Source organism: Kitasatospora sp. NPDC094028, assembly GCF_049543595.1.
Lineage (GTDB): Bacteria > Actinomycetota > Actinomycetes > Streptomycetales > Streptomycetaceae > Kitasatospora.
Map to the genome: position 1 here is coordinate 26,325 of NZ_JBMVFA010000013.1, position 12,467 is coordinate 38,791.

Annotated in this window: 12 protein-coding genes (1 of these 12 only partly in view); 6 read left to right on the forward strand and 6 right to left on the reverse strand. The window is 74.8% G+C overall.

Annotated features, from left to right (window positions below; genetic code table 11):
* Positions 1-3,177: the 5' end (the start) of a type I polyketide synthase gene (locus ACPC54_RS20605; RefSeq protein ID WP_498966782.1), read on the reverse strand. Its footprint begins 24,795 nt before the window's first position; the window shows 3,177 of its 27,972 coding nt (coding positions 1-3,177); the start codon lies at positions 3,175-3,177; the stop codon falls past the left edge of the window.
* A 272-nt stretch (positions 3,178-3,449) separates the two neighbouring features.
* Between ACPC54_RS20605 and ACPC54_RS20610 the strand changes: the two genes are divergently transcribed.
* A complete protein-coding gene (locus tag ACPC54_RS20610; protein ID WP_498966572.1) occupies positions 3,450-3,764 on the forward strand; it encodes a chorismate mutase family protein in 315 nt (104 codons plus the stop codon).
* Between the two features lie 51 nt (positions 3,765-3,815).
* On the opposite strand, the gene ACPC54_RS20615 is transcribed toward ACPC54_RS20610, so the two are convergent.
* On the reverse strand, positions 3,816-4,853 hold the full coding sequence (locus ACPC54_RS20615; RefSeq protein WP_498966573.1) for a GDP-mannose 4,6-dehydratase: 1,038 nt from the start codon (positions 4,851-4,853) through the stop codon (positions 3,816-3,818).
* 326 nt (positions 4,854-5,179) lie between these two features.
* Entirely contained in the window at positions 5,180-6,565 is a 1,386-nt protein-coding gene (locus ACPC54_RS20620) for an MBL fold metallo-hydrolase (protein WP_498966574.1), read from the reverse strand.
* 336 nt (positions 6,566-6,901) lie between these two features.
* On the opposite strand from ACPC54_RS20620, the gene ACPC54_RS20625 reads away from it, so the two are divergent.
* The 3 genes from ACPC54_RS20625 to ACPC54_RS20635 are packed head-to-tail and all read left to right on the forward strand — an operon-like array spanning position 6,902 to position 8,637.
* On the forward strand, positions 6,902-7,261 hold the full coding sequence (locus ACPC54_RS20625) for a rhodanese-like domain-containing protein (RefSeq protein ID WP_498966575.1): 360 nt from the start codon (positions 6,902-6,904) through the stop codon (positions 7,259-7,261).
* Positions 7,258-8,031: a sulfite exporter TauE/SafE family protein gene (locus ACPC54_RS20630; protein ID WP_498966577.1), complete on the forward strand. Its 774-nt coding sequence runs from the start codon at positions 7,258-7,260 to the stop codon at positions 8,029-8,031. The genes ACPC54_RS20625 and ACPC54_RS20630 overlap by 4 nt, the downstream gene beginning before the upstream one ends.
* A 27-nt stretch (positions 8,032-8,058) precedes the next feature.
* Positions 8,059-8,637, forward strand: coding sequence for a rhodanese-like domain-containing protein (locus ACPC54_RS20635; RefSeq protein ID WP_498966578.1), 579 nt, complete (start codon positions 8,059-8,061; stop codon positions 8,635-8,637).
* Positions 8,638-8,726: 89 nt separating this feature from the next.
* Here ACPC54_RS20635 and ACPC54_RS20640 read toward each other — a convergent pair whose 3' ends face one another.
* On the reverse strand, positions 8,727-9,131 hold the full coding sequence (locus ACPC54_RS20640) for a hypothetical protein (protein ID WP_498966579.1): 405 nt from the start codon (positions 9,129-9,131) through the stop codon (positions 8,727-8,729).
* Positions 9,132-9,147: 16 nt separating this feature from the next.
* On the opposite strand from ACPC54_RS20640, the gene ACPC54_RS20645 reads away from it, so the two are divergent.
* Together ACPC54_RS20645 and ACPC54_RS20650 are read left to right on the forward strand one after the other, a co-directional pair.
* Positions 9,148-9,456, forward strand: coding sequence for a PaaX family transcriptional regulator C-terminal domain-containing protein (locus ACPC54_RS20645; protein WP_498966580.1), 309 nt, complete (start codon positions 9,148-9,150; stop codon positions 9,454-9,456).
* 130 nt (positions 9,457-9,586) lie between these two features.
* Positions 9,587-10,330: an SOS response-associated peptidase gene (locus ACPC54_RS20650; RefSeq protein WP_498966582.1), complete on the forward strand. Its 744-nt coding sequence runs from the start codon at positions 9,587-9,589 to the stop codon at positions 10,328-10,330.
* Between the two features lie 101 nt (positions 10,331-10,431).
* On the opposite strand, the gene ACPC54_RS20655 is transcribed toward ACPC54_RS20650, so the two are convergent.
* Both ACPC54_RS20655 and ACPC54_RS20660 read right to left on the reverse strand, forming a co-directional pair.
* On the reverse strand, positions 10,432-10,983 hold the full coding sequence (locus ACPC54_RS20655) for a hypothetical protein (protein WP_498966583.1): 552 nt from the start codon (positions 10,981-10,983) through the stop codon (positions 10,432-10,434).
* A gap of 224 nt (positions 10,984-11,207) precedes the next feature.
* A complete protein-coding gene (locus ACPC54_RS20660; protein WP_498966584.1) occupies positions 11,208-12,452 on the reverse strand; it encodes a styrene monooxygenase/indole monooxygenase family protein in 1,245 nt (414 codons plus the stop codon).
* Positions 12,453-12,467 lie beyond the last annotated feature (15 nt).

Sequence of the window (12,467 nt, forward strand, 5' to 3'; positions counted from 1 at the left end):
CGGCCACTGCGTGAACTCCCCGCCGACGGACCGGTGTTCGCCGGCCGAGTCACCCGACGCGAGGAAGCCGTCGGCGTGCTGCGTCCACGGGGCGTCCTCGTCGCCCTCGGGACGGGCGTAGACGCCGACGGTGCGCCGCCCGCTCGCGTCGGCCCGCCCGGCCCACACCTGCACCTGCACGCCGCCCTGCTCGGGCAGCGGCAGCGGCGCGGTGAGCGTCAGCTCCTCGACGCGCTCGCAGCCGACCTCGTCGCCCGCGCGCACGGCGAGCTCCAGGAAGGCCGTGCCGGGCAGCAGGACGGTGCCGTCGACGGCGTGGTCGGCCAGCCACGGGTGGGTGCGCAGCGAGAGCCGGCCGGTCAGCAGCAGGCCGTCGGTGTCGGCGAGCGAGACGGCGGCGGCGAGCAGCGGGTGGTTGGCCGAGCCGAGCCCGGCGGCGCGGACTTCGCCGGTGCGCGAGAGCGCGCTCTTCGGCCAGTAGCGCTTGTGCTGGAAGGCGTAGGTGGGCAGGTCGGCGCGGCGGGCGCCGGTGCCCTCGAAGTAGGCGTCCCAGCGCACCGGGACACCGCGCACGTGCAGGCCGGCGAGGGCCTCGGTGAGCGCCTCGGTCTCGTCGCGGCCGGGGCGCAGCGCGGCGAGGGCGCTGCGACCTTCGCCGGCCGGCTCGTCGAGGGCGCCCTGGGCGAGCGCGGCGAGGGCACCGTCCGGGCCGAGTTCGAGGAACAGGGTGGCGCCGTGGCCGCCGAGCCAGCCGGCAGCGTCGGCGAAGCGGACGGCCCGGCGGGCCTGGTCGGCCCAGTAGCCGGCGGAGGTGAGCTGCTCGACGGTGGCGAGGGTGCCGGTGAGCGTCGAGACGACCGGGATCGCGGGCGCCTGCGGGTTCAGCCCGGCGACGACGGCGCGGAACTCGTCGAGCATCGGGTCCATGAGCGGCGAGTGGAAGGCGTGCGAGACGCGCAACCGCCGCACCTTGCGGCCCAGTTCGGCGAAGTGCGCACCGACCGCCTCGGCCGCCGCGGTCTCGCCCGCGACGACCACGTTCTGCGGCCCGTTGACGGCGGCCAGCGACACGCCGTCGCCGAGCAGCGGGAGGACCTCGTCCTCGCTCGCCTGCACCGCGACCATGGCACCGCCGGCCGGCAGGGCCTGCATCAGGCGGGCCCTGGCGGCGACCAGGACGCACGCGTCGGCGAGGGTGAACACCCCGGCGACGTGCGCGGCGGCGATCTCGCCGACGGAGTGGCCGGCCAGGAAGTCCGGGCGCACGCCCCAGGACTCCAGCAGCCGGTACAGCGCGACCTCGACGGCGAACAGCGCGGGCTGGGCACAGCCCGTGCGGTTCAGCGCCTCTTCGTCGAAGCCCCAGATCACGTCGCGCAGCGGCGCGCCCGGCCGGCCGTCGAGCTGGACGTCGAGCCGGGCGAGCACCTCGTCCAGCGCGGCGGCGAACACCGGGAAGCGGGCGGCCAGTTCGCGGCCCATGCCGAGGCGCTGCGAGCCCTGGCCGGCGAACAGGAAGGCGAGCTTCCCGCGCCCCTGGGTGGTGCCCAGGACGGCCCGGCCGTCGCCCTCGCCGTCCGCGAGCGCCGTGAGCGCCGCGACGGCCTCGGCGCGGCCGGCCGCGGTGACGACGGCGCGGTGCTCCAGGGCGGCGCGGGTGGTGGCGAGCGAGTGGGCGAGGTCGGCGTCGGAGCCCTCGGCGTCCGCCGCCAGGAATGCGACCAGCCGCTGGGCCTGGGCGCGCAGCGCCTCGGGGGTACGGCCGGAGACCAGCCAGGGCAGCACCCCGGCCTCGACGGCCTCGGACGCGGGCGCCTCCTCCGCGGCCGGAGCCTCCTCGATGATGGCGTGCGCGTTGGTGCCGCTGAGGCCGAAGGACGAGACGCCCGCCCGGCGCGGCTCGGCGCCCTGCGGCCACGGCGTCGCCTCGGTCAGCAGCCGGACTGCGCCGGACTCCCAGTCGACGTGGGTCGACGGCTCGTCCACGTGCAGGGTGCGGGGCAGCAACTCGTGCCGCAGCGCCAGCACCGTCTTGACCACCCCGGCCATGCCCGCCGCGGCCTGGGTGTGGCTCAGGTTCGACTTCACCGAGCCGAGCAGCAGCGGGCGCTGCGGGTCCCGCCCGCGCCCGTAGGTGGCCAGCAGCGCCTGGGCCTCGACCGGGTCGCCGAGGACGGTGCCGGTGCCGTGGGCCTCGACCGCGTCCACCTGGTCGGCGGAGAGCCGCGCGTTGCGCAGCGCCTGCTCGATGACGCGCTGCTGGGACGGCCCGTTGGGCGCGGTGAGCCCGTTGGAGGCGCCGTCCTGGTTGACGGCGGTGCCGCGCACGACGGCCAGCACCCGGTGCCCGTTGCGCCGGGCCACCGACAGCCGCTCCAGGACGAGCACGCCGACGCCCTCGGCCCATCCGGTGCCGTCCGCGGCGTCGGCGAAGGAGCGGCAGCGGCCGTCCGAGGCCAGGCCGCCCTGGCGGCCGAACTCCACGAAGGTGGTGGGGGTCGACATGACGGTGACGCCCGCGGCGAGCGCCATGCCGCACTCCCCCGCGCGCAGCGACTGCGCGGCCAGGTGGAGCGCGACGAGCGACGACGAACACGCGGTGTCGACGGTGACGGCCGGGCCGACGGCGCCGAGGACGTAGGAGAGGCGGCCGGAGATCACGCTGGTCGCGTTACCCGTCAGCACGAAGCCCTGGACGTCGTCGTCCGGCCCGGTGCGGTAGTCCTGCGGCATCGCGCCGACGAAGACGCCGGTGCGAGTGCCGCGGATGCTGCTCGGGTCGATGCCCGCCCGCTCGATGGCCTCCCAGGACACCTCCAGCAGGACGCGCTGCTGTGGGTCCATGGACAGCGCCTCACGCGGCGAGATGCCGAAGAAGCCCGGGTCGAAGTCGGCGGCGCCCTGCAGGAACCCGCCCCGGACGTCGACCGGCCCGGCCGCCGGGTCGAGCTCCCAGCCGCGGTCGGCGGGCAGGCCGGTGATGCCGTCCTCGCCGGCGACGAGCATCGCCCAGAGGTCCTCGGGAGACGCGACCCCTCCCGGGAAGCGGCAGCTCATCCCCACGATGGCGATCGGCTCCCGGGCGGCCGCCTCCAGTTCGTCCACCCGCTGCCGGGAGCGCTGGAGGTCCGCGCTGGCCCGCTTGAGGTAGTCCCGGAGCTTCTGTTCCTTGTCCATCATCGACGCAACCCATCTGGAAGACCGGCGAACGGCAGGGATCCGCTTGAGGACGGCTCGCGTGCCCGGCACGCGCGGCGCTCGCATTCCCGCACTCCAGCGCCCAGTCTCGATCGGGGCCGCGCCGAATTTCCCTAGGGTCTGTCGATCACGTCCGAACGGGTCCCGGACTCTAGGGAATTGCCGGGCCGTTCGGCTGGATCGTCAGTTGCGCGAGCCGTGGGTGCGGCCCGACCGGGCCGAGCGCCCCGACGTCGACGAGGATCATCGCCATGCCCGAACCCTTCCCGCACGGCACCGCACCGAGAGTGCCGCTGCCCTCCACCGAGGGCACCGCGGACCCGGTCGCGGCCGAGCTCAGCGAGCTCGACGAGCAGCTGATCGCCCAGCTGGTCCACCGCATCCGCCTGGCCCGCGGCCACCAGCTCAGGCGCCGCGCCGCGGGATTGCCGACCACCAGCCTCGCGCAGGAGAACGCGATGCTGCGCCGCTACGCCGCCCGGCTCGGCGGCCAGGGCGCCGGGATCGCGCTGGCGATCCTGGAGCTCTCCCGGCCGCCGAGCGGGCGGGCCGTCGAACAACGGTAGGGCGGTGGGGACGCGAGATCCCCACCGCCCTTCCACTGTTCCCGGCCGGTGTCACCAGCGGGCACCGGCCAGCACCTCGTCGTAGTCGCGGGCCACGCGCGCCTGTTCCAGGTCGGACTCGACCATCATCCGCATGAGTTCGGGGAAGTCGACCTCCGGCTCCCAGCCCAGCTTCTCCCTCGCGTTGCCGGCGTCGGCACAGAGCGTCTCCACCTCGGCGGGCCGCACGAGCCCTGGATCGACCTCGACGTAGCGCTCCCAGTCGAGCCCGACACACTCGAAGGCGATCCGGGCCGCGTCCCGCACCGAGTGCATCCGCCCGGTGCCGATGACGTAGTCGCCCGGCTCGTCCTGCTGGAGCATCAGGTGCATCGCCCGGACGTAGTCCCCGGCGAAGCCCCAGTCTCGGACGGCGTCGAGGTTGCCGAGCAGCAGCCGGTCTTGCAGGCCGAGCTTGATCTGCGCGACCGCGAGGGAGATCTTCCTGGTCACGAACTCGGCCCCGCGGCGCGGCGACTCGTGGTTGAACAGGATCCCCGAGACACCGTACATCCCGTAGGACTCGCGGTAGTTGCGGGTGATGTAGTGACCGTAGGTCTTCACCACTCCGTACGGGCTGCGGGGGTGGAAGGTGGTCCGCTCGTTCTGCGGGGTCTCCGCCACCATGCCGAACATCTCGGAGCTGGAGGCCTGGTAGAACCGGATCCGCCCGGGGCCGCCGGCGGCACCGGCCGGCTTGTTGATGCCGCTGACCATCCGGATCGCCTCCAGCACCCGCAGCACGCCGGTGCCGTTGACCTCGGTGACGAGTTCCGGCTGCCGCCAGGACATCGGCACGAAGGAGATCGCCCCGAGGTTGTACACCTCGTCCGGCTGGATGGTGTCGACCGCCGACACCAGACTGCTCTGGTCCATCAGGTCGCCGTCGACGAACCGCAGGTCCGGGATCAGCCGGCTGACCCGGTCCTTCCGCGGGTTGGCCTGCCCCCTGGTGAGGCCCCAGACCTGGTATCCCAGGGAGATCAGGTGCTCGGCCAGGTAAGACCCGTCCTGGCCGGTCACCCCGGTGATCAGTGCACGCTTGGACATCCGTTCCCCTTCAGCCACTGCTCGCGGACCGCTCTCGGCACAGCCAGCGAACCACCTACGCGGCTAAGGAATTTGCGAGACTTCCCGCAAGCGGCTGTTCATCGCCACCTCGTACATCACGGCGGACGCCGCCGAGTACCTCGGGCTTCCTCGTGACCGCACGGTCATCATGGGTGCGCACATCGAGGTGTAGGCGCGTCTTCTGCGGTCCACCGGGAGACCGCACCGAGGTCCGGTGCGGTTCAGGGCATGGCTCGAAGTCCGGGGCAGGCGGCTGGAGCACCCTTCAGCGACGACCGGGGCCCGGGGGAAGGCGACGGCCGGGGTCAGCCTTGTGCGGGGTGGGTGAGGGTGTGCCAGGCGGTGTAGCCGCCGAGGAGGTCGGAGACGTCGGGGTGGCCGTGGTGGCGGAGCAGGCTGGCGGCGATGGAGGAACGGTGGCCGCCGGCGCAGTGGACGACGAGGGGTCGGTCGGTGGGGATCTCGCCCTGGCGGGTGGGGAGTTCGGCCAGGGGGATGTGCAGGGAGCCGTCGACGGAGCCTGCTTCGCGTTCGCCGCAGGTGCGGACGTCCAGGACGGTGGGGGGCTGCTCGCCGGCGAGGGCGGTGCGGAGCTGGTCGGCGGTGAGGCGGCTGGCGGGGGTGAGGTGGTCGGCGAGGGCGGGCAGGGCGCCCGCGGGGTCGCGCAGGTAGCCGGCGATGCGGTCGAAGCCGATGCGGGCGAGGCGGGTGACGACCTCGTCCTCGCGGTCCTGCGGGGCGATGATCGCGAGGGCGCTGTCGGGGGTGAGGACGGTGCCGGCCTGTTCGGCGAAGCGGCCGTCGACGGGGACGTTGACGGCGCCGCGCAGGTGTCCCGCGCCGAAGTCCTCGGGGCTGCGGGCGTCGAGGACGACGGCGCCTGCGGCGCGAGCCTCCCGGAGGCCTTCGGGGCACAGCGGACGGGCGGGGTTGGTGCGGTCGAGCAGCGGGCGGTCCTGCCGGTTGAGGGCGGCGTCGTGGCCGAAGTAGGCGGGGGCGGCGGTCTGGCCGGTGGTGACGATGCGGACGAAGGTGTCCTGGTCCATGGGCTGGCAGGCGTAGTTGGTCCGGCGCTGGGCACCGATCGTGGAGCGCTTCTCGGTGGAGAGGTTCTTGCCGCAGGCCGAGCCGGCGCCGTGGGCGGGGAAGACCAGCGTCTCGTCGGGCAGGCCCATCAGCTTGCGGTGGACGCTGTCGTAGAGCATGACGCCGAGTTCGGCGGCGGTGACGCCCACCGAGGCGAGCAGGTCGGGGCGGCCGACGTCGCCGATGAACAGGGCGTCGCCGGTGAGGACGCCGTACGGGACGGTGTCGTCGGGCTGCTCGAAGACCAGGACGCTGATCGACTCCGGGGTGTGCCCGGGGGTCTCCAGGATCTGCAGGGTGACGTCGCCGAGTTCGATCCGCTCGCCGTCCGCAAGCTGGCGGATGGGGTACTCGGTCTCGGCGCGGCGGCCGTAGCCGATCCAGGCGCCGGTGCGGTCGGCCAGTTCGAGGTGGCCGGCCAGGAAGTCCGCGTGGAAGTGGGTGTTGATCACACCGACGACGGTCAGGCCGTGCGCTTCGGCGTCCGCCAGGTACTCGTCGACGTCGCGGCGCGGGTCGACGACGACGGCGCGGCCGGTGCGCTCGTCGGCGATCAGGTACGAGGCCTGGGAGAGGCAGTCGAGGTAGAACTGGGCGAAGTACACGGGGAGTCCTCCTGGGCGGCGCCGGGCGCCGCGGTGGTGTGATGATGCTCGAACCGATACCCCCCTCGGTATATTCGCCAGCATAGGGCACCGAGGTCAAATACGGGTGGGGGTATCCAGAACGATTTTCGATAATACCCCCTGGGGTACTATGGTGGGCGTCGAGGGGGAACCGGCGGCCGCCGACCGAACAGGTACGGGCGGAGCCGGGCAGACACCCGCGTGCGCCGCCGAGCCGCCGAGCCGCACCAGGCCGCCGCTCCACCGAGCCGCCACGCGCCGACCCCGACGCGCCGGACCATCGCCGTCCGGCCCATCCCGCACCACGGAGAAGCCATGCCCCAGCACCCGCCCACCCCCGGGCAGACCACCCCCGACCACGCGCACCAGCTGGCCCGCAGCGGCACCGCCGTGCTGCTCGACGTCCGCGAGGCCGACGAGTTCGCCGCCGGTCACGCGCCCGGCGCGCTCCACCTGCCGCTCATCGGCCTCGTCGCCGGCGCGGCACTGCCGCCCGAGACGGCCGGCCGCACCGTGCTCGCCCTCTGCCACTCCGGCAACCGCTCCCAGCGAGCGGCCGAGCTGCTCGCCGCGCGCGGCGTCGAGGTGCTGAACGTGACCGGCGGCATGTCCGCCTGGGCGCGGGCGGGCCTGCCCGTCAACGCCTCGCGCGGCGGCGCCGGGCGCGTGATATGACCGCGCTGCTGCTGGCGCTGGCCGCCGGGGCCGTGGTCGGCCTCGCGCTCGGCGGGCTCGGCGGCGGCGGCAGCATGCTGGCCGTCCCCGCCCTGGTCTACCTGCTCGGCTTCAGCCCCGCGCTGGCCACCACCGCGAGCCTGGTGATCGTCGCCGCGACCTCGCTCACCGCCCTGCTCGCGCACGCCCGGGCCGGCCGGGTCCGCTGGCGCACCGGCGCGCTGTTCGCCGCCGCCGGACTGCCCGCCGCCGCGGCCACCGGGGCACTCTCCGTCCACCTGCCGGGCGCGCTGCTGACCGGCGCGTTCGCCGTCCTGGCGGCGCTGGCGGCCTGGCGGATGCTGCGGCCGCCGAGAGCGGGCCTGCCGGAACGTTCCGCCGCCGGCCCGAACACGGGCACCGCCGCCGGCACCGGTCCCGCCACGGCGGCGGGCGCCGGGCTCGGCGCCGTCACCGGACTGCTCGGCGTCGGCGGCGGCTTCCTCGCCGTCCCCGCGCTCGTCTCCGTCCTCGCCTTCACCATGGCCGAGGCGGTCGGCACCAGCCTGCTGGTGATCACCGCCAACTCACTCGCCGCCCTGCTCCCCCGCCTCGGCTCCGCCGGGGCCATCGACTGGGCCGTCGCCGCCCCCTTCACCGGCGCCGCCGTCCTCGGCGCCTGGGACGGCAAACGACTCGCCGACCGGCTCAGCGGACGCACCCTGCAGCGGGCCTTCGCCGTCGCGCTGCTCGCCGTCGCCGCCCTGATGCTCCTCACCACGCTCGCCTGACCCCCCACCTCCGGAAGGACTCCCCCCATGACCACGCCGCTGACCGTCGAGCAGCTCCGCCCCCGGCTCGGGCAGCTCGCCCTCATCGACGTCCGCTCCCCCGGCGAGTACGCCGCCGGCCACATCCCCGGCGCGCTGAACGTCCCGCTCGACCAGCTCGACCGCGCCCTGCCCGCCCTGCGCCAGGCCGCCGACCGGGGCGAACTCGCCCTCGTCTGCGCCTCCGGGCTCCGCGCCGCCACCGCGTGCCGGCGGCTCTCGGAAGCCGGGATCGCCACCCTCGTCCTCACCGGCGGCACCAACGCCTGGGCCGCCGACGGCCACCCGCTGAACCGCCCGGACGGCGCCCGCGCGGTCTGGGCGATGGACCGCCAGGTCCGCTTCGCGGCCGGCTCCCTCGTCCTGATCAGCCTGCTCGTCGCTCTCGCCCTGCCCGGCGTCCGCTGGTTTGCGGCCGCGATCGGCACCGGACTGGTCCTCTCCGCCGTCACCAACACCTGCGCGCTGGGCCGGGCCCTCGGCAAGCTCCCCTTCAACCGCCCCCGCCCCGGCACCCCGACCCTCGACGACACCCTCAGCACCCTGGCCAACCCGCCGACACCCTGAGGCCCCGCGGGGCCCCGGCACGCCCGCTGACCTTCCAGGACCACGCGCCGACGGCCCGCTGGCCGAGCGGGCCGGAGCGCCCGGGCACGTCACCGGGGTGCGGCCTCCTCCACCGTGACGGACACGGTCGGCCAGAGCTGCCGGAGGTCGGCGAAGAAGCGCTCCGCGTCGACGGACGTCTCCGGGGGGTGGACGCCGGGCGTGGGCGCGGTGCCGTCGAGGAGTTGGGCGGCGCCGACTGCGGCGGGGACGCCGGTGCACTCGGCCATGTCGGCGAGCATCTCGTCGGCGCCGGTCAGGCGGTCCAGGACGGTCAGCCGGCGGCCGGAGCGGGTGCCGGTAGCGGCGGCGAAGAAGCCCGGGAGGGTGCCCGGGCCGTGGAGGCGGGCGGCGCAGACGGCGGCCCGGAGGGTGCGGCGCAGGGTGGGCCGGTCGAGGTCGGCGGCGGCGGTCTCGTTGGTCAGCCGCCCGGCGTCGAGGTCGCGGCGCAGCACGTCGAGGTACGCCGCGGTGGACGAGGTCGCCGAGGGGTACCGCCGGCTCGCCGAGGTCGCCGCCGACAAGCTCACCCGGCTCACCGAGGGCGGCCTCGGGGACACCGAACTCCTCACCATCGCCGTCGAGTTGGCCGCCGCCCTCACCGCGGCGGCGGACCCCGACCCGCTGCTCCCCCCGGAGCTGCTGCCGCTGCCCTGGCCCGGCGCCGCCGCCCGCGAGCTGGTCGCCCGCTGCTGGGCCCTGCTGCTCGCCGACCCCAGGCCGGGTGAGCCGCTGCTGTTCGCCGCCTACGCGGACGTGGTCGCGGCGGTCGCGGGCTGACCCCCGACAGGGTCTGCCACCGCGGCCCCGACCCCGACAAGGTCTGTCGCCGCATCCCCTGCCAGTCCCCGGGCGCCCCGCCGGTGGGTCGACCGTGCCCGTTGTCGGCGGGTGGTGGCAGGCTGGGGGCATGTGCGGCCGTTTCGTCTCCACCACCACGCCCCAGGACCTCGTCTCGCTGCTCGGCGAGCTGCGCTGGGACCCGGCCGAGGCCCTGGCCCCGAGCTGGAACGTCGCACCGACCGACCCGGTGCCGGCCGTGCTGGAGCGGGTCGACCGGGAGACCGGCGAGCTGCTGCGCGGGCTGCGGCCGCTGCGCTGGGGGCTCGTGCCGTCCTGGTCGAAGGACCCCTCCGGGGCGGCCCGGATGATCAACGCGCGCTCGGAGACGGTCGACACCAAGCCGGCCTTCCGCAAGGCCTTCACCGCCCGCCGCTGCGTGGTGCCCGCGGACGGCTACTTCGAGTGGCGCGAGGTGCCGGCCGAGGCCGGCCGGAAGAAGTACAAGCAGCCGTACTTCCTCAGCACCGGCGGCGTGCTGCTGATGGCCGGCCTGTACGAGTTCTGGCGCGACGCGAGCCGGCCCGAGGACGACCCGCTGGCCTGGCTCGCCACCACCACGATCATCACCACGGACGCCACCGACAGCGCCGGCCGGGTGCACGACCGGATGCCGCTCACCATCGCCCCGGACGACCTGGACGTCTGGCTCTCCCCGGCCCACACCGACTCCGCCGAGCTGCACCACCTGCTGCGCCGCCCGGCGGACGGCGCGCTGCGGGTGCGGGCCGTCTCGACCGCCGTCAACAGCGTCCGCAACAACGGGCCCGAGCTCCTCGACTCCGCACCGGACCCGCTGGGCCTCGCGGACTGACGGACCGGCCCGGCCGCCGGTACGGGCAGCCGGGCCGGTCGGCCGGTCGGTCCGGGCGGTCGGGCCCGGCAGCCGGGCCGGTCGGTCCGCGAGTCGGTCCGTCAGCGCTGGCGGATGGTGTGGAACCCGCAGACCGGGTTGCAGAGCGTGACGATGCCGCTGTACCGGTAGGTGGTCCGCCCCCGGGTGATGCTGTGCACGGTCAGCTTCTCCCGCAGGGTCGGCTGGTGGCAGCGCGGGCAGGCGGCCGGGACGGCCGTGCCCCACGGACGCTTCGGGTCCAGCTTGTTGAAGGCGAAGACCATGGAGACGACCATGACGCCCGCCGCGCCGAACCCGACGTACCGCCAGATCTCCTTCGAGGACTCCCGGCGGTCGATCATCTCCGAGTAGGAGAAGGTCCCGCCGCCCCCGCGGTTGGAGATGATCTGGCACATGCTCCTGTGCGTCATGGTGTGGCCGTCGCAGTCCGGCGGGGTGTCCGGATCCGCCTTCCCGAGCACCAGCGCCGCGAACAGGCCGGCCGCGGCGAGCAGCCCCAGCACCACCATCGTGCTGGTCCGGCTGCGGCCGGTGTGCAGCCGCTCCCGCTCCTTGATCGCCGTGTCCATCACGGCCTGAGCCATGTTTCCGTCTGCCGCGTTGACCGCCATCGCGCTCTCCCCCGTCGTGGTGCGTTCTCGTCGTGACGTGCTGCTACTGCGTCCAGCCGCCGAATGCTCCCATCTGGCTGCGGAGTTGACAAGAAATGGTCATATGCCAGGCCCGGCCCACCGGATATCACGGGATTTCACCCCACTTGTCCGGCTGCTTTCCGGCTACCCCCGCACCTTCTCCCGCACCATCTCCCGCGCCGTCTCCCGCGCGTCGCCCCCGGCTACTCGCCCGGGTCGACCGACCCCAGGTAGGCCGCCGCTCCCGCCGGGTCGAGGAACCACTCCCCCAGGTCGGCCGGCCGGTCGAAGCCGTTGGCGAACCGGTCCGCCACGGCGGGCAGGCGGGCGGCCGCGCCGAGCACCGCCAGGGCGTGCGGGGGCGGCGGCGCGAGCATCGCGTTGGTCCACGCGGTGGCCGGCCGGGCGGCGCTGTGCCAGAAGCGGTCGAACGCGGCCTGCATGAAGTCGCGGTCGAAGGGCTTGTCCCCGTGCGCGAGGATCGCCTCCAGGTACCCGGCCGCGCACTTGGCGGCGTTGTTCGCCCCCTGCCCGGCGATCGGGTCGTTGCCGACCACGGCATCCGCGACGCCCAGCACCACTCCCCCGCCGGGCAGTTCGCCGACCGGACGGCGCACGGTCGGGGTGAAGCGGCCGGCCAGGGTGGCGCCGGCGTCGACGAGTTCGACGCCGCCCCGGGCGCGGTCGTACTCCCAGGGGGTGTGGGTCCGCATCAGCTCCAGGGTCACCCGCAGGTGTTCGGCCGGGCCGCGGAGCCCGTCGAAGGCATCCGCCGGGCCGCCGGGCAGGGCCTCCCAGAACAGGATGTCGCACGGCCCGGCCGCGGTCAGCGCGGGCATCACGAACAACTCCCCGATGCCGGGCAGCAGACAGCAGGACACCGCCGGGAACTCCCGCTCCGGGTGCGGCGCGAGCCCGTGCACGTAGCTGACCGCCAGGGCGCGCTGCGGCCGGTCGTACGGCGAGCGTTCCTCGTCGCGCTCGAAGACCGAGCCCAGGCCGCCCCGGCCCGTCGCGACCAGCACCAGGTCGTACGCGCCGGCCAGGTGCGCCACGTCCCCGGCGCCGACCGGCCCGATCACGACCCGGCCGCCGCGCTCGGCGAAGGCCTCCAGCCAGGCCGGCAGCTTGAGCCGCTGGTCGACGGACTGCGCGCGGGCGTTCAGCCGCCCGGTCCAGTCGAGCGCCCGTTCGCCGGCCGCCGGCCCGCCCACGGACACGCCGATGCCCCCGATCCGGGGCGCCTCGTCGGCCCAGTAGTCCAGGCCGAGGGCCCGTTCGGTGCGCAGCGCGGTGTCGAACATGCACTGGGTGGAGAGCACCCGGCCGGTGCGGACGGCCTCGGCGTCGCGGTCGGTCATCACCGTGACGTCGTAGCGGTGGGCCTGCAGCCCGAGGGCCAGCTGGAGGCCGGCCTGCCCGGCGCCGACGATCAGAACTCTGCGCATCGTCCCCGCTTCCTG